Annotated in this window: 2 protein-coding genes; both read right to left on the bottom strand. The window is 75.5% G+C overall.

The annotated features are described in order from the left end of the window. Window positions 1–32: 32 nt before the first annotated feature. Complete coding sequence (locus tag ACFY1T_RS16535) at window positions 33–10,541, bottom strand: amino acid adenylation domain-containing protein (RefSeq protein ID WP_390788731.1); 10,509 nt, start codon at window positions 10,539–10,541, stop codon at window positions 33–35. Continuing rightward, window positions 10,538–18,388 carry an amino acid adenylation domain-containing protein gene (locus tag ACFY1T_RS16530; protein WP_390788730.1) on the bottom strand — a complete coding sequence of 2,617 codons (7,851 nt, stop codon included), beginning with the start codon at window positions 18,386–18,388 and terminating at the stop codon, window positions 10,538–10,540. The genes ACFY1T_RS16535 and ACFY1T_RS16530 overlap by 4 nt, the downstream gene beginning before the upstream one ends. Between the last annotated feature and the right edge of the window lie 472 nt (window positions 18,389–18,860).

Raw genomic sequence — 18,860 nt, 5'->3', positions numbered from 1 at the left:
GAAGGGTGGGTGGTGGAGCGGGGTGGAGCAGGTCAGGAGGGCAGGGCCGCGGCCAGCAGCTCGGCCAGCGCGGCGCAGTGCGGGGGGTCCACCAGGTCGTGGTGGTTGCCCGGGACCGCCGCACGCAGGACGTCGCCCGCGGTGCGCGCATGCCAGGCCGCCGGGTCCACCAGCGGGGTCCCGAGCTCCGGGTGCCGCTCGTCGACGGTGAAGAGGTGCAGGCCGACCACGAGGACGGCGTCGGTGCGGTAGGCGGCGGAGGCCGCTCCGTTCGCCTCGGCGACCCGCAGCACTCTGCGCAGGGCCTCCGTGGGGGCGGTACGGGGGAGGGTGCCCTCCGCGCGGCCCCGGCGCACCAGGACGTCGAGCAGTTCCTCCTCGTCCAGTTCGCGCGCCGAGTCGGCGTCGATCCCGGCGGCGATGCCGTACCGCAGCAGGTCCGGATCGCCCGGCCCGGCAGCCGTTCCGGACCGGTTCCCGGGAGCCGCCCCCGGCGCGGCCGCGTCGATCAGGCCGAGGAAGGCGACCTCCTCGCCGGCGGCCTCCAGCCGGGCGGCCATCTCGTAGGCCACCGTCCCGCCGAACGACCAGCCGGCCAACAGGTACGGGCCGTGCGGCTGCTCCTCGCGCAGGGCGTCCAGGTAGCGCTCGGCCATCTCGGGCACCGTCTCCAGCGGCCTCTCGCCGGTGTTGTAGCCCACCGACTCCAGACCGAGGATCCGCCGGTCGCCCCCGGGACGGGCGGACAGGTCCCGCACCAGGTCCCGGTAGCAGACGACATCGCCGCCCCGCGGGTGGACGAGGACCAGCGGCGGCCTGGACGGGTTGCCGTCGGCCAGCGGGACCAGCAGCCTGGCGGCGGCCGCCCCCGCGTCCGGCAGCGCCTCGCACAGCAGTTCCACGGTGCGCCGACGGAACACCAGGTTCAGCGGCAGCTCCACCCCGAACTCCCGGCGCACGGCCGCCATCAGGGCGAACGCCTTGAGCGAGTGGCCGCCGAGCGCGAAGAAGTCGTCACGGACCCCGATCGGGGCCGTGCCCAGGGTCTGCTCCCACAGCCGCGCCATCCGCAGCTCGGTCGTGTCGCGCGGGGCGATCCGGCCCGCGCCGTCACCGCGCGCCGCGTCCGCCGACGGCGCCGGCAGCGCCTTGCGGTCGAGCTTGCCGTTCGGGGTGAGCGGGAGTCGCTCCAGCGCGGTGAGGACCGCCGGGACCATGTACTCGGGGAGGTCCTGGCGCAGGAAGTCGCCGAGCTCGCGCACGTCGCCCTCCTCGTCCCGCCAGGTCACGTAGCCGGCGAGGACGGCGTCCACCCCCGTGCCGTGGACGGCCACGGCCGCCGCCAGCACCCGCGGGTGGCGGGCGAGCGCGGACTCGATCTCGCCGAGCTCCATCCGGTGGCCGCGCACCTTCACCTGGCCGTCGGCCCGGCCCCGGTACTCCAGACCGCCGTCCGCGAGCCGTCGTACGAGGTCACCGGTGCGGTACAGCCGTTCGCCCGCCGCGTACGGGTCGGGCACGAACCGGTCCGCGGTCAGCGCCGGCCGCCCGTGGTAGCCGCGGGCCACGCCGTCGCCGCCGATGTACAGCTCGCCGAACACACCGACCGGCACCGGTCGCAGGCCCGCGTCCAGCACGTGCAGCCGGGTGTTGGCGAGCGCCGACCCGATCGACACCGGCCGGTCGCCGACGGGCCCGGACAGCCGGTGCGCCGTGGACCAGACGGTGGTCTCCGTCGGTCCGTAGACGTTCCAGACGGTGCCCAGCGCCGTGCGCATCCGCTCGGCCAGGGCGGACGGCAGCGCCTCGCCGCCGCACAGCGCCCGTACGTGCGGCGCCCGCCACCCCGACTCCATCAGCTGGTGCCAGGTGGCCGGAGTGGCCTGGACGACCGTGACCAGTGCCGCGTCCAGCTCCTTCGCGAGGAGGGTGCCGTCCCGCGCGGTCTCGCGGTCGACGACCCGTACGGTGGCTCCGCACACGAGCGGGACCAGCAGCTCCAGCACGGCGATGTCGAAGGAGGCGGTGGTGACGGCCGCGACCGTGTCACCGGCCGTGAGTTCCAGCCTGCGGACCATGTCCCGGGTGAAGTTGGCCAGCGCCCGGTGCGGGACGGTGACCCCCTTCGGGCGTCCCGTCGAGCCCGAGGTGTAGAGGGCGTACGCCAGCTGCTCCGGCTCGAGCCGCAGGGGCGCGAAGTCGGCCCGCGCGCTGCCGTCCGCGGCCAGGGCGTCGAGGTCCACCACGGCGACCCCGTCCGGGACCTGCGCGGCTCCGGACAGCCCCGACACCACCAGCACCCGGGCGCCGCTGTCCGCGAGCATGTAGCCGATCCGGTCGGCCGGATAGCCGGGGTCGACGGGCACGTACAGGCCGCCGGCGCGCAGGACGCCCAGCAGCGCCGCCGGCAGCAGCACGGAGCGCTCCGCGCAGACCGCCACCGCGGCCTCCGGAGCGACACCGAGGCGGGTCAGCTCCCGGGCCAGCCGGCCCGAGACCTCCCACAGCCCTGCGTACGTCAGGCTCCGGTCGCCGTCGTCCACGGCAACAGCCCGCGGCGTACGGGAGGCCTGTTCGCCGACGAGCACGGGCAGCGGCCGGTCGGCGGCCCGCTCGACGGACCCGACACCCGCGCGCACGATCCGGCGCTCCTCGGCCGGACCCATCAGGGGCAGGGCGCCGAGCGGGGTCGTGGGATCGGCCACCGCGGCCGTGAGCAGTTCGGTCAGCGCCGAGGTCATGCGCTCGACCGTCGCCCGGTCGAAGAGGTCGGTGGCGAACACGGCCTCGCCGCGCAGAGCGCCCTCCTCCTCGACGAAGTACAGCGAGAGGTCGAACTTCGAGGCACCGCTGGCCAGCGAGAGCGGTTCGACGTCCAGCCCGGGCGGTGCGGGCGGGGCGGCGGCCTCCTCGTCGAGCACCAGCATCACCTGGAACAGCGGGTTGCGGCTCAGGTCGCGCTCCGGCCGCACCTCCTCCACGAGACGCTCGAACGGCACCTCCTGGTGGGCGTAGGCCCCCAGCGCCGTCTCCCGGGCCCGGGCCAGCAGTTCGCCGAAGGCCGGGTCGCCGGACAGGTCGGTGCGCAGCACCAGGTTGTTGACGAAGAAGCCGATGAGCGGCTCCAGTTCGGTCCGGTCCCGGCCGGCGATGGGGGAACCCACGGCCACGTCCTCGCCGCCCGACCAGCGTGCCAGCAGGGCCTGGAAGCCCGCCAGCAGCACCATGAACAGCGTGGCGTCGTGCCGGCGCCCCAGGTCGCGCAGCTGCCGCAGCAGCGGCTCGGGCAGCTCGAAGGAGAACTGCCCGCCGCGTCCGGACGGGGTGGCCGGCCGGGGCCGGTCGGTGGGCAGGTCCAGCGGGGCCAGGCCGCCGAGGCGCCCGCGCCAGTACCCCAGGGTGTCCGCGAGGGCGTCGTCGCCGAGGCGGTTGCGCTGCCAGGAGGCGAACTCGCGGTAGGAGACGGCGAGTTCCGGCAGCGGCCCGGACCCTTCGACGGTGCGGGCCCGGTAGGCGGCGAAGAACTCCCGCCAGAACACCCCCACCGACCAGCCGTCGAAGGCGATGTGGTGGGCCACGATCACCAGCAGGTGCTCCCGCGCAGCGATGCGCACCAGCCGGGCCCGCAGCGGGCCCGCGGCCGTCAGGTCGAAGGGCTGCGCGGCGTCGTGCGCGGCCAGCTCCCGCGCCCGCTCCTCGGCCGCCGGCGCCCCGAGCTCGGAGAGGTCGGTGAAGCCGGGGGCGAACAGGGAGGCCGGACCGGGCACGACGCGGGCCGCGAAGGCCTCCGCGTCGCCGCCTTCCCCGGTCTCCTCGATCCGGGAGCGCAGCACCTCGTGCCGGGCGACGACGTCCGTCAGCGCGCCCAGGGCGGCGGCGGTGTCGAGCTCCCCGGTCAGCCGTACGGCCCCGGGCATGTTGTAGTCGGGCCGGCCCGGCTGGAGCCGGTCCAGCAGCCACAGTCGCTGCTGTCCGAAGGACAGCGGGCCGGGCCCCTCGGGCAGCGCGGGGATCGTCGCTCCCGTCGCGTCCGCCGCGCCCGGTGAGGCAAGCGCCCGGGCCAGGTCCTCGGCCACCGGGTGCCGGAAGATCAGCTGCATCGGGATGTCCAGGTCCAGCAGGGCGCGCAGCCGGGAGATGACCCGGGTGGCGCGCAGGGAATGTCCGCCACGCTCGAAGAAGTGGTCGCGGACCCCGATCGGGCCCTCGCCCAGCACCTCCTCCCAGACCTCGACGACCGTCCGCTCCAACGGGGTGCGCGGGGCCACGTGCGCCCGGTGCCCGCCGGTCGTGCCTGCCTCCGGCGCGGGCAGCGCGCGGCGGTCGGTCTTCCCGTTCGGGGTCAGCGGCAGCGCGTCCAGCACCACCAGTGCGGAGGGCACCATCGCGGCCGGCAGGGCCGCGCGTACGAAGTCCAGTACGGCGGCCGGATCACCGCTCCCGTCCCGCCACACCACGTACGCGGCGAGCAGCCGGTCGGCGCCCTCGCCGTGCGCGGCGGCCACGGCCCGGGCCACGTCGGGGTGGCGCAGCAGGGCGGCCTCGACCTCGCCCAGTTCGATCCGGTGGCCCCGGACCTTGACCTGGTTGTCCCGGCGGCCGTGGAACTCCAGCACCCCGTCGGACCGCAGTCGCGCCAGGTCGCCGGTGCGGTACATGCGCGCGCCGGGCGGCCCGTACGGGTCCGGCGGATAGGCCTCGGCGGTGCGCGCCGGATCGCCCAGGTAGCCGCGGGCCACCCCGCGGCCGGCGATGAAGAGCTCACCGATCGCGCCCCGGGGGAGCGGTTCGAGGTGCTCGCCGAGCACGAGGACCCGGGCGCCGGGCAGCGGCCGCCCGATGGGGATGCGGCCCGCCTCGATGTCGGCGTCCGTCACCACGTGGTACGTGGTGGTGTTCGTGCACTCGGTCGGACCGTACTGGTTGACCAGCCGCAGCCGCCCGGGCACGCCCAAGGTGTGGGCGGCGCGCGCCAGTCCGGGCGTCAGTGCCTCGCCGGTGGTCATCACCAGCCGCAGGGCGGCCGCGGGTTCGGTGACGGCGGCGACCAGCGGTTCCAGCATCGACGGGACGATCGACAGCAGCGCCGTGACACCCTCGTCGTGCAGCAGCCGGGCCAGCGCCTCCGGGTCCCCGGCCTCGTCCTGCGAGGCCAGCACGATCCGCCCGCCGGTGGTCAGCGGGGCGAACAGGTCACGCACCGAAGGGTCGAAGGTCAGCGCGGTACGGGCGAGCACGGCGTCCTCGGGGCCGAGGCCGAACGTGGAGGTCAGCGCCGCCAGGTAGCCGGTGATCGCGGCGTGGGTGACGGCCACGCCCTTGGGGCGGCCGGTGGAGCCGGAGGTGTACAGCAGGTAGGCGAGGTGTGCGGGGGAGGCGGCGACGGGCGGCTCCGTCGCGGGCAGTGCGTCGATCAGCTGCCGCTCGGTGTCCAGGTCCAGGACCGGCAGGTCCCCGGTCAGGCCGGCGGGCAGCCCGTCCGGCAGGCCCGCCGTCAGCACCAGGTGGGCGCCGCTGTCGGCGAGGACGGTGCGGATCCGCTCGGCCGGGTGGCCCACGTCCAGGGGTACGTAGGCGCCGCCGGCCTTCAGCACCGCGAGGACACAGACCAGCATGCGCGGGTCGCGCCCGGCCATTACGGCCACCCGGGTCTCGGGGCCGGTCCCGAGCTCCCGCAGGCGGTGGGCCAGCCGGTTGGCGGCCGCGTCGAGCTCGCCGTAGCCGGTGGTGCGGCCCTCGCAGGTCACGGCCGGGGCGTCCGGCCGCAGCCGGGCCCGCTCCGCCACCAGGGAGTGCAGGGTCCGCGGCGCCGGCCGGTCCGTCCCCGGCGCGGACTCCTCCCCGAGCAGGGCGGCGTGTTCGCGCGGGGACAGGACGTCCAGCCGGGACAGCGGCGCGTCGGGGGTCTCGGCCGCACCGGCCAGCAGCCGCAGGTAGTGCGCGCCGAACCGCTCGACCGTGTCCCGGTCGAAGAGGTCCGTTGCGTACTGCACGGTGCCGGTCAGTCCGCCGGGGTGCTCGGTCATCGCGAGGCTGAGGTCGAACTTGGCCGTCCCGTTGGAGGTGTCCAGGCTCTCGACCTCCACACCCTCCAGCGGCAGCGCGTCGAGCTGCTCCGGATGCAGCTGGAACAGGACGTCGAAGAGAGGGTTGCGGCTGAGGTCGCGCTCCGGCCGCAGTTCCTCCACCAGCCGGTCGAAGGGAACGTCCTGGTGCTCGTACGCGGCCAGCGCGGTCCGGCGCACCCGCCCCAGCAGTTCGCCGAAGGCCGGGTCGCCGGACAGGTCGGTGCGCAGTACGAGGGTGTTCACGAAGAAGCCGACGAGCGGCTCCAGTTCGGTGCGGTCGCGGCCCGCGATGGGTGAGCCCACCGCGATGTCGACCTGGCCCGTGTAGCGGGCCAGCAGCGCCTGGAAACCGGCCAGCAGCACCATGAACAGGGTGGCGCCGCGCTCCCGGGCCAGCGCGCCGAGCCGCTGGGCGAGCTCGGCCGGGACCTCGAAGACGAAGGCGTCGCCCGCGCCGGAGCGCACCTGCGGCCTCGGCCGGTCGGTGGGCAGCTCCAGGGCCGGGAGCCCGCCGAGGGCCGCCCGCCAGTGCATGATGCCCGCGTCGGCCTCCCCGTCGGCCAGCCGACGCTGCTGCCAGTACGCGAAGTCCCCGTACTGGACCGGCAGTTCCGGCAGCACCGGACGCTCGCCGCGGCGCAGGGCCGCGTAGGCCCCGGACAGCTCCCGCCACAGCACCGGCATCGACCAGCCGTCGCCGACGGTGTGGTGCAGGACGAGGACGAGGAGGTGCTCGTCGTCCGCGACCCGTACCACGCGGGCCCGCAGCAGGGGCGCCGAGCCCAGGTCGAAGGGCGCGGCGGCGTCGGCGTGGGCCAGGCCCAGCGCCCGCGAACGGGCCTCCTCGCGGGGCAGGTCCCCCAGGTCGGTGCGGACGGGGACGAAGACCTCCGGCGCCTCCACGACCTGTACGGGGCCGGACGGGCCCTCGGTGATCCGCGAGCGCAGCACCTCGTGCCGGGCCACCACCGCGCACAGCGCGGCAGCCAGGGCGTCGGCGTCCAGCACGCCCCGCAGCCGGGCCGCGACGGGGATGTTGTAGTCGGGCCGGCCGGGCTGGAGCTGGTCCAGGAACCACAGCCGCTGCTGCGCGAACGACAGCGGCGCGGGCCCCCCGGCCGGCCGGGCGCCGATCGCGGTGACGGGGGTCGCCGCCGGCGCGGCGGCGTCGGGGCCGTCGCCGTGCAGGGCGTCCAGCGCCGTCGCGAACCGCTCCAGCGTGGGGTGCTCGAACAGCAGCCGCAGCGGCACGGCCGTGCCCATGCGGGCGCCGAGCCGCGACACGGCGCGCGTGGCCCGCAGCGAGTGGCCGCCGAGGGCGAAGAAGTCGTCGTGGCGGCCGATCCGCCCGGTGCCCAGCACCTCGCCCCACACGGCCGCCGCGAGCTCCTCGGTCGCGGTCGCCGGCGCCGCGAACTCGGCCCGGAGCACGCCCTCCTCGGGGGGAGCGGGCAGCGCGCGCCGGTCCAGCTTGCCGTTCGGCGTCACCGGCAGCGCCGCGAGCGACACGATCGCCGAGGGCAGCATGTAGGCGGGCAGCCGGTCGGCGAGCCCCCGGCGCAGCTCCGCCGGGTCCGCCACCCCGCCCTCCGCCGGCACCACGTAGGCGACCAGGCGCTGCTCGCCGGGGCTGTCCTCACGGACCACCACCGCGGCGTGTCCGACCCGCGGGCTGCGGGCCAGTTCGGCCTCGATCTCGCCCGGCTCGATCCGGTGGCCGCGGATCTTGACCTGCTGGTCGCTCCGGCCGAGGTAGTCGACGGTGCCGTCGGGGCGGCGCCGGGCCAGGTCGCCCGTGCGGTACATCCGGGCGCCCGGAGCGCCGTACGGGTCGGGGGTGAACTGCCGCGCGGTCAGGCCGGGTCGGCCGAGGTAGCCGCGGGCCACGCCGGTACCGCCGACGCACAGTTCGCCGACGGCGCCCTGCGGGACCGGGCGGCCGCGCCCGTCCAGGACGTACAGGCGGGTGTCGTCCAGGGCGGTGCCGATGGGGACCCGGCCGTCCACGACGGCGCCGGCGCGGGGGTCCAGCCGGTGGCGCGTGGCGAAGGTGGTGGTCTCGGTGGGCCCGTAGGCGTTGACGAGGACGGTGTCCGGAGCCTGCTCCAGGGCCCGGGCGAAGGAGTGGGGGGAGGCGGCCTCGCCGCCCGTCCACACCTCCCGCACCCGCGTCAGCAGCTCCACGCACTCCTCGACCACCAGGTTGAACAGGGCGGCCGTGAGGAACATCGAGGTGATCCGGTGCTCCTCCACCAGCCGGGCCAGGGCGGCGGTGTCCACCCGGCCGGGCGGCGCCATGACCACCAGCCCGCCGGACAGCAGAGGCGCCCACAGTTCGTACGTCGAGGCGTCGAACGACAGCGGGGAGTGGGCCAGCACCCGCCGGTGCGCGGCGCCGAAGGCGGTGTCACGGGCGAGCGCCGCGACATTGGCGTGGGTGACGCCGATGCCCTTCGGCTCGCCCGTGGAACCGGAGGTGTACATCACGTAGGCCAACTGGTCCGGCGAGCACGGCGGGTGCGGGACCGGTGCGGCGGCCGCGGCCCCCTCCGCCGGGGCCGTCGCGTCGAGAACCGGAACGGGCGAGGTGCGGACCGCCTCGTGGCCGGCCGTCGCGGGATCGGCGAGCAGCAGGCGGGCGCCGGTCCGCTCCAGCATCCAGTGCAGCCGGGCGACGGGGAACCCCTCGCCGAGCGGGACGTAGAGTCCGCCGGCCTTCAGCACGGCCAGGATCGCCACGGGGAGGTGGACCGAGCGCTCCATCAGCACGGCGACCGGGGTTTCGCGCTCCACCCCGGCGGCGGCCAGCCGGGCCGCCAGCAGGTCGGACCGGGAGTCGAGTTCGGCGAAGGTCAGGCGGTCGGCCCCGCAGACCACGGCCTCGGCGCCGGGGGTGCGCCGGACCTGCTCGGCGAACAGCTCCACCAGGGAGGCCGGGGCCAGGTCCGGGCGGACCGTGCCGTGCCCCTCGGCCGCGAGCCGGGCCGCGGTCAGGGCGGAGGGCAGCAGCTCGGCCACGGGACGGTCGGGCTCCTCGGCGGCGGAGGCCAGCAGTTCCAGGTAGTGGCCGAGGAAGAGTTCGGCCGTGGCCCGGTCGAACAGGTCGGTGTCGAAGACCAGCGAGCCGGAGCAGGTCTCGGCGCCCTCCGAGACGAAGACGCTCAGGTCGAAGAGGGAACCGCCGAAGTCGGTCCGCACGGCCCGCGCGTCCAGGCCCGGCAGTCGCAGCCCGGCCGTCTCGTCCTGGGCCGACGCGAACATCACCTGCACGAGCGGGTTGCGGTCGCCGACCCGCTCGGGGCTCAGGTGCTCCACCAGCCGGTCGAAGGGCACCTCCTGGTGGTCGTACGCGTCCACCGTCGCCCGGCGGACCCGGCCGAGCAGCTCACGGAAGCCGACCTCGCCCGACAGGTCGGCGCGCAGCACCACGGTGTTGACGAAGAACCCGACGAGGGGCTCCAGTTCCACCCGGTCACGCCCGGCCACCGGGGTGCCGACGGCGATGTCCGTGCTGCCTGCGCAACGGGCCAAGGCGGCCTGGAAGCCGGCCAGGAGCGTCATGAAGAGGGTGGCGCCGGCGCCCTCGGCGATCCCGCGCAGCCGGGTGGTGAGGTGGGCGTCAAGGGTGAACTCCAGGCTCGCGCCGTCGCCGCTGCGACGGGTGGGACGGGGCCGGTCCGCGGGCAGTTCGAGAGGCTCCAGCCCCGCAAGGGACTCCTCCCACCAGCGCAGCTGACCGTCCATCGCGCCGCTCGCGAACCGGTCGCGCTGGGTACGGGCGTACGCCTGGTAGTCCAGGGGCAGCGGCGCCTGCGCCAGGGGCCGCCCCGAGAGCAGGGCCGCGTAGCCCTCGGACACCTCCCGCCACAGCAGACCCATCGACCAGCCGTCGGTGGCGATGTGGTGGACCACCAGCACCAGCAGGTGGTCCTCGGCGCCGAGCCGGATCAGCAGGGCGCGCAGCAGCGGGCCGGCCGCGAGGTCGAAGGGTCTGCGGACCTCCTCCCGGGCCAGGCCGCGGGCCCGCTCCTCCAGCTCGGCGAGGGGGGCGTCGCCAAGGTCCAGCACCGGCAGCGGGACGTCCGCCGGGGCGGGCAGGACCACCGGGTGCGGTGCGCCGTCGCGCTCCTCGAAGACGGTGCGCAGCGGTGCGTGACGGGCCACGACGGCCGTCAGGGCGCGGCGCAGCGGCTCCGGGTGGAGGCGGCCGCGCAGCCGCACGACCTCGGGGATCGCGTAGCCGGGGGTGCCGTCCGCCATCCGGTCCACCAGCCACATCCGCTCCTGGGCGAACGAGGCGACGGGCTCGGTGTCCGGCCCGTCGGCGGCCGCAGCGGGGACCGGCGCCGGCGCGGCGGCCGGACCGGCCGCCGTGTCGTCCAGTGCGGCGCGCACACGGCGGCGCAGCAGTTCGCGGGCGGCGGCCAGGCGGCTGTCCGTGCCGGTGGCCGGCAGGCTCTCCTGGGTGGTCACGAGGTCTCTCCCTGAAGTACGAGTGAAGGAACGGCGGCGTCGGTGGTCGCGGACGGGGCCGGCTCGGCCTCCAGTTCGGCCAGCAGCACCGTTTCGACGGCGATGGCGAGGGCGGCGACGGTCCGCTGCTCGAAGAGGGTGTGCAGGGGCAGGTCCAGGCCGAGGGACTGGCGCAGCCGGGCCGCCACCCGGGTGGCGCTCAGCGAGTGCCCCCCGAGGGCGAAGAAGTCGTCGTGGCGGCCGATCCGCGGCGCGTCCAGTACGGAGGCCCACACCATGGCGACCAGTTCCTCGGTCTCCCCGGCGGGCGGCTCGTACCCGGTGGCGGCCGCCGCGGCGGGCGCCGGGAGCGCCCTGCGGTCGAGCTTGCCGTTCGGCGTGACGGGCAGCCCGTCCACGACGACCAGCACCGGCACCATGTACTCCGGCAGGGAGCGGGCCAGTTCGGCGCGCATGGGTTCGGTGTCCGGCGCCGGGTCGGCCCCGGGCTCCGGGACGACGTACCCGACGAGCCTGCGCTCGCCCGGGACGTCCTCGCGCACGACGACCGCGGCCCGGCCGACACCGTCGAGGTGGCCCAGCGCCGTCTCGATCTCGCCGAGTTCGATCCGGAAGCCGTGGATCTTCACCTGGTCGTCGGTGCGGCCCAGATACTCCACCGAGCCGTCGGCCCGGTGGCGGGCCAGGTCCCCTGTGCGGTACATCCGCGAGCCCGGCGGGCCGAAGGGGTCGAGCGGAAAGCGCTCCGCGGTCAGCGCCGGGCGCCGCAGGTATCCACGGGCCAGGCCCGCGCCCGCCAGGAACAGCTCGCCGGCGACCCCCACCGGGACGGGCCGGCCCCGCGGGTCGAGCACGTAGAGCGATGTGTTCCAGATGGGCCGGCCGATCGGCACGGGCCCGAGGTCCTCGCGGAGGCAGTCCCAGTGCGTGACGTCCACGGCCGCCTCCGTGGGCCCGTACAGGTTGTGCAGGGGAACGTCGAGCACATCGAGGAACCGGTTCTTCAGCTCCTCCGGCAGGGCCTCGCCACTGCACACGACCCGGCGCAGCGACCGGCAGCGGCCCGCCGCGGGATCCTCGACGAACGCGGCCAGCATGGACGGGACGAAGTGGACGGTGGTGACCGCCTCCTCCTGGATCACCCGGCTGAGGTAGGCGGGGTCCTTGTGCCCGCCGGGCTCGGCGACCACCAGGGCCGCGCCGGTGATCAGCGGCCAGAAGAACTCCCACACCGACACGTCGAAGCCGAACGGGGTCTTCTGCAGCACCCGGTCGTCCGCGCCCAGCCGGTACCGGTCCTGCATCCACAGCAGCCGGTTGACGATGGCCGAGTGCTCCACGACGACGGCCTTGGGCCGCCCCGTCGACCCGGACGTGTAGATCACGTACGCGGGGTGCGCGGGCAGCGGCGCCGGCCCCACCGCACCGGGGTCCCCGTCGTGGACGGCCCCCGGATCCAGCCGCGGCAGGTCCGCCGAGACCGGCAGCGTCGCCGCCACCCCGTCGTCCGCGAGCAGCAGCACCGGCGCGGCGTCGGACAGCAGGTACGCGATCCGGTCCGCCGGCAGCGAGGGGTCCACCGGAAGGTAGGCTGCCCCCGCCTTCAGTACGGCCAACAGCGAGACCACCATCTCGGTGGAGCGGTGCAGGGCGACCGCGACGATCTCCTCCGGACCGGCGCCCCGGGCGCGCAGGGTCCGGGCCAACCGCTCGGCACGGGAGTCGAGTTCGCCGTACGTCAGGCGCTCGCCGCGGAAGACGGTCGCCGGGTCCTGCGGCGTGCGGGCCACCTGCCGCTCGAACAGCTCCACCAGCGTGGTGTCGGGGACCGGCACGGCGGTGCCGTTCCACTCCCGGATCAGCCGGTGCTGCTCCGCGGACAGCAGGTCCACCTCCCCGACCGTGGTGGCGGGGGCGTCGGCGACGGTCGTGAGCAGCCGTTCCAGCGCCTCGCCCAGGCTGCGGGCCGTCCGCGCGTCGAGGACGTCCGTACGGTGGTCGAGGTGCAGCCGCAGCCGCTCCCCGGGCAGCACGATGAGGTTGACGGTGTAGTGGGTGGCGTCCGAGCCCTCCACCCCGGCCAGCCGCGGTCCGCCGGCCAGCTCCCGCATCGACTCCAGGTCGAGCGGGTAGTTCTCGACGACGACCGTGGTGTCGAAGAGGGCGCCCAGCCCGGCCGCCCGCTGGATGCCGGCGAGCCCGACGTGCTGGTGGTCCATCAGCTCCGCCTGCTCGTCCTGGAACCGGACGAGCGCGGCCAGCAGCGGCTCGTCCTCGCGGATCCGGAACCGCACGGGCAGGGTGTTGATCAGCAGGCCGACCATGTCCTCGATGCCCGCGACGTCCGCGGTCCGCCCGGAGACGGTCCCGCCGAACACCACGTCGTCCCGCCCGGTCACCCGGCCCAGCAGCATCGCCCAGACGCCCTGGACCACGCTGTTGAGGGTCACGCCCGCGGTACGGGCCCGCGCGGTGAGCCGGGCCGTCAGCTCGGACGACAGCTCCACCGCGACCCGCTCGGGCAGCGCGTCGATCCGGTTCGGATCGGCCGCGCCCAGCAGGGTCGGCTCCTCCAGCCCCGCCAGCGCGGTGCTCCACGCGGTCTCGGCGGCGCCGTCGTCCTGGCGGGCCAGCCAGTCCAGGTGCGAGCGGTACGGGACCCCTTCGCCGACCGGACCGGCCGCGCCCGGGCCACCGGGGCCGCCGCATTCCGCGTATCCGGTGAGCAGTTCGCGCAGCAGCACCGCCGAGGACCAGCCGTCCCAGACGATGTGGTGGTTCGTCATCACCAGTCGGTGCTCGGCCGCGCCGAAGCGGACCAGGGTGAAGCGCACCAGCGGCGGCCGCTCCAGATCGAAGCGGCGGGCCCGGTCGGCCGCGAGCAGCCGCTGCCACTTCCGCTCCCGGTCGGCGGAGCCGAATCCACCCAGGTCCACGGCCTCCCAGGGCACCTCGACGGACTCGACGACGATCTGCGCCGGCCCGTCCAGCCCCTGGTCGGTGAAGGCGGAGCGCAGCGCGGTGTGGCGGCGCAGCAGCCGGTCGCAGGACGCCCGCAGGGTGTCCCCGTCCAGGGCGCCGTCCAGGGTGAGGACGATCTGGCCGGTGTAGGCGTCCATAGCCCCCGTGTCGAAGGCGGAGTGGAAGAAGAGCCCCTCCTGGAGCGGCGAGAGCGGCAGCACGTCGCAGAGCCCGGCGTAGCGCGCGGCCAGGGCGTCCGTCTCCGACTGCGTCAGCCGGACCAGCGGCAGGTCACGGGGGGTGAGGCGGCGGGGTCGGGGGGCGCCCGTCCAGCCGGCCAACAGGCGCAGGGCCTCGCCCCAGGCCGTCACCAGGGCGTCCGCCTCGGCCTCGGTCAACAGGTCCGCGGGATGGGTGACGACCGCGGTGAAGGCGGGACCGCCGGCGCCGTCCACGGCCATGGCGTCGATCTGCAGGGCGTGCTCGACGGGCATCGCCGGATCCACCTCGGCCCGCAGGCCGCCCGCCTCGGGGGCGGGGCTCCACGGCGCCTCGCCGCCCCCGGCGAACCTGCCCAGGTAGTTGAACAGGATCCGGGGGCGCGGGAGCCCGGACAGCTCCGCGGCGGTTCGCGGATCGAGCCTGCTCAGCAGACCGAACCCCGTGCCGTGGTCCGGTACGGACGCGACCGTCGAGTGGATCCGCGCGACCAGCTCGGCGAGCGCGTCACCGCCCCGGGCCGCCGCGTCCAGGTCGAGGCCGGCCAGGTCGAACCGGACCGGGTACTGGGTGGTGAACCAGCCCACGGTGCGCGCCAGGTCGTGCCGGCCGGTGCGGTCGACGCGGCCATGGCCCTCCAGGTCGACCAGCAGCGACCCCGGGGCGCTGCCGGGGGAGCGCAGGCGGTGGGCCGCGAGGACCAGTCCCGCGAGCAGCACCTCGGCCGGGCCGGTGCGCAGGGCGCCGGGCACCCCGGCCAGCAGCGGGCCGGCGACCTCGGCGGGCAGGGCGAGCGTCAGCGTGCGCGTGGCGCCGGCGGTGTCCCGCACCGGGTCCGGGATCCGCTGCCAGGGCTCCTGCGGGTCCGGGGCCTCCCCGGGGGAGTCCAGCGTCGAGCGCCAGAAGGGGAGCTCGGCCTGCACCTCCGGGGAACCTGCCTGGAGTGCGAGATGGTGGGCCCACGCCCGGAACGAGACCTCCCCCTCCGCGGTCGGAAGCGGACGCCCGGCGACCGCGGCCTCCCAGGCCGTGGCCAGGTCGGCGGTCAGGATCCGCCACGACACCCCGTCCACCGCCAGGTGGTGCACGCACAGCAGCAGCCGGTCCGGCGCCGCCCCACCGGTGTGGAAGCGCACGGCCCGGAGCATCGCCGAGGTCGCGGGGTCCAGTTGTCCGGACGCCTCCCGGGCCGCCTCCGCCATGATCGCGACGCGCGCGGATTCGTCCGACCCGGCCACGTCGACGGTGCGGTACAGCCGGGACACGTCGACCGAACCGGGCTCGCCCACCGTGCACAGCCGGCCCTCCGGGCCGACGGCCACGCCGAGGCGCAGCGCCCCGTGCCGGTCCACGACCGACTGCAGGACCCGTACGAGCGTCGCGTCGTCCGCGCCCTCGGGCAGGGTCAGCACCATGGACTGGCTGAACCGGCCGATGGGCCCCGGCCCGTCGAGGAGCCAGCGCATGACCGGTGTCGCGGGGAGCGGACCGCACTCCGCGACGGCCGGACCGGCGGTGGCCGCGGAGGTCCCGCGGCCGGGCTCGCCGACGGCCGCGGCGAGGGCGGCCGGGGTCTTGTGCGCGAAAACCTCGCGCAGGGTGAAGGAGAAGCCCCGAGCCCGCGCGCGGCTGGTCAGGCCGAGGGCGGTGATGCTGTCGCCGCCGAGCTCGAAGAAGTTGTCGTCCGGGGTCGCGGTCACGCCGAGGGCTTCGGAGAACAGGGCCGCGAGGGTCTGCTCGGTGGCGCCGTACACGCGCTCGGGGTGCTCCGGACGGGCCGCGGCCTCGGGTACGTGCAACCGCGCGCGGTCGACCTTTCCGCCCGGGGTGAGGGGCAGCCGGTCCACCGCCACGAAGGTGCGGGGCACCATGTAGCCCGGCAGGACCCGACCCAACTCGAGGGCCAGCGACTGCGGTTCGGGCGCCGGGCCGCCGTCGCCCGGCGGTGCCACGAAGGCGACGAGCCGGCGGGCTCCGCCCGCGGGGGCGTGCACGACGACCGCGGCCTGCCCCACCGAGGGCTGTCGGCCGAGCACCGCCTCGATCTCGCCCAGTTCGATCCGGTGGCCATTGATCTTGACCTGGCGGTCCACCCGCCCCAGGAACTCCAGTTCGCCCCGTGCCGTCCAGCGCACGAGGTCGCCCGTCCGGTACATCCGCGCACCGGGCACACCGGAGAAGGGGTCCGGCACGAAACGGTCGGCGGTCATGGCCGCGCGCCCCGCGTACCCCCGGGCGAGACCCGCGCCGGCCACGCAGAGCTCGCCGGTCGCTCCCGGCGGCAGCAGCCGCAGCCCCCGGTCGACCACGTACGCACGGTGGTTGACCATCGGGCGCCCGATCGGCGGGATCCGGCCGTGCGAGGGCGCAACCACCCGGTGCATGGTCACGGACACGGCCGCCTCGGTGGGCCCGTACGCGTTCCAGACCTCTCGGCCGTCCGTGGCCCAGCGGTCCACCGCGTCGCCGGACGGGGCCTCACCGCCCGTGGACAGGAACCGCAGCGCCGGCAGTCCCGCCGGGTCCAGCAGCGGCAGGAGCGCCGGCGGCAGGTCGGCGACCGTCACCGCGTGCTCGGCGAGCAACGCCTGGAGCCGGTCGACGTCGACCCGCTCGGTGTCGGTGGCGAGGACCAGGGTGGAACCGCTCAACAGAGAACCGAACACGTCCAGGACCGACACGTCGAACGACAGCGAGGCGAACCCGAGGAACCGTTCCGTGCGCCCGGAACCCCCGGAACCCCCGGAGTCGCCGGACCCGAGGCCGTCGCCCGCGCCGCACAGCGCGAGGTGGCCGCGTACGAAGTCGAAGGCCGCCGCGTGCGGGACGACGACGCCCTTCGGCTCGCCCGTACTGCCCGATGTGTACAGCAGGTACGCGGCGGACGCGGCCGGCACCGGTGCGGACCTCCGGCCGAAGGCGGATCCGTCGGTGGGCGCGCTCGCGTCGACCACGCTCGGCAGGTCGTGCGGCAGCCGGTCGCGGCTGCCCGGCCCGGCGACGACCGTGCGCAGCCCGCAGTCGCGCACGATGTACGCGATGCGCTCGGGCGGCAGGCCGGGGTCGAGCGGTACGTAGCAGCCGCCCGCCTTCAGGACGCCGAGCAGGGCCGCGACCATCGACGGGGAGCGCTCCACGCAGACGCCGACCGGGGTGCCCGGTTCGACGGCCGCCCGCAGCCGGTCCGCGATGTCCTCGGCCCAGGCGTCGAGCTCCCGGTAGGTGACCTCCCGGCCGGCGCAGATCACGGCGGCCCGCTCGGGGGTGCGCGCCGCGACCTCCTCGAAGAGCGTGTGCAGCGACGCGTCCCCGGCCACGGGGTCGACGCCGCCCTCGGCGAAGGCGGCGAGCCGCACCTCGTCCTCGGCGGTCAGGAAGGGCAGCGAGCCGACCGGAGCCTCGTCCTCGGCCGAGGCGAGGGCGACCAGGAAGCGGGTGAACCGGTCCCGCAGCGCCTCGAGTTCGACCCGATCGAGGTCGGCGGCGTCGCCCTCAGCCTGCACGGTCAGCGGGCTGTCGCCGCCGCGGTCGTAGACGTTGAGGGAGACGTGCTCCACCGGGCCGACGGAGAGGTTGTGCGCGGAGGCGGGAGCACCGGCGAAGGACAGCTCGTAGTCGAAGGACATGAGGTTGACGGCGGCGTCCCACAGCCGGGGTCCGCTGCCGGTGAACTCCTCGATGCGGTACCGCTGGTGGCGCAGGGCCTCCTTGATGCCGGCCGAGGTGGCGCGCAGCAGCTCGCCGACCGTCGTGTCCGCGGTGACCGTCAGCCGCAGCGGCAGCACCTTGGAGAACATGCCGGGCGTCCGGCGGGCGTCCGGGGTGGTGCGGCCGGTGACCGGCAGCCCCAGGACCACGTCCTCGGTGCCGCCCGCGCGGTGCAGGTGGGCGGCGGCCGCGGCCATCACCAGCGCCGACCAGCGCGTGCCGTGCCGGCGCGCCGCCTCGCGCAGGGTGCGGGCGTCGGCGGGGTCGAGGTCGCCGCTCACCCGCACCGTCGTACCCGAGGCGGGCGCCGGGACGCTGCCGGTGAAGGAGACGGGCTCGGGGGCCCCGTCCAGGTGGGCCCGCCAGAACTCCCGGTCGTTCGCGCACCGTTCGGAGCCCGCGTACTCCTCCTCCTCGGCCACGATCCGCTGCCAGGGTGCGCTGTCGACGGCCGGCACGGGCTCGCCCGCGACCAGTGCCGAGTACACCTGCGCGGTCCGCCGCGCGAGGATCGAGCCGGTGACCCCGTCCGCGACGAGGTGGTGGTAGCCCTGCATCCAGCGGTACGTCGCCGGACCGGTCCGCACCAGGAGGTGCCGGCACACGTCTCCGGATGCCAGGTCCGTCGGCCGGGCCAGCTCGGCGCGCATCAACCGCTCGGACTCGGCGTCCGGGTCCGGGTGGTCGCTGACGTCGACCGTCTCCATCCGCAGCGGCGGCGGCCCGGCGGGTATCTGGTGCACCACCGCGTCCACCTCGGCGAAGCGGACGCACAGCGTCTCGGTTCCGGCCACCGTCGTGCGCACCGCCTCGGCGAGCAGCTCCGGATCCACCGCCCCGCGGATCTCCAGGTACTCGGCGATGGTGTAGTCGAGGCGGGTGGGGTCCAGCTGCTGTGCGAACCAGACGCCGTTCTGCGGCGGGGTCAGGGGCAGCGGCCCGCGGTCGTGAGTGGCCATGCGGTGGTCAGTCTCCTCAGTCGGATCGGTCGATCAACGACGACGTGAGGCCACTGTCCGCGACGGCCGGACGGTCCCGAAAGTCCCACTAATACGCCTCTTGACGACGCCCGATGAGCCCGGGGAAATCCTCGGTACCGCGATCCCGTGACAGGTGGATCCGGCTGGTGGCACGCTGTTCTCGAGGGAGCGGGTGCCGACGGCGGGTGTCGCCGGTGGGGGAGCGGCTCCGAGGTTCCCCACAGCCGCAGCGAACGACAACCGGAGCACCAAAGGCTCGCACCCCTCGCCCCTGCCGACCGCGCGCACTTGATCCCGACACGCGCGATGCCCGCCTGCCCAGCCGGGCCGGACACAAGCAGCGGGACGGCTCTCCTCGATCATCGGGGTGCCGACTCCGCGGCCGCTCGCTGCCGGGCGAAATCACAAACCGGTGGCCCGGTATGCATCTAACCGGAATCGGGCATGCTGC

It is taken from the genome of Streptomyces sp. NPDC001194 (assembly GCF_042896985.1).
GTDB lineage: Bacteria > Actinomycetota > Actinomycetes > Streptomycetales > Streptomycetaceae > Streptomyces.
This window is presented reverse-complemented; position numbering and strand designations above follow the sequence as displayed.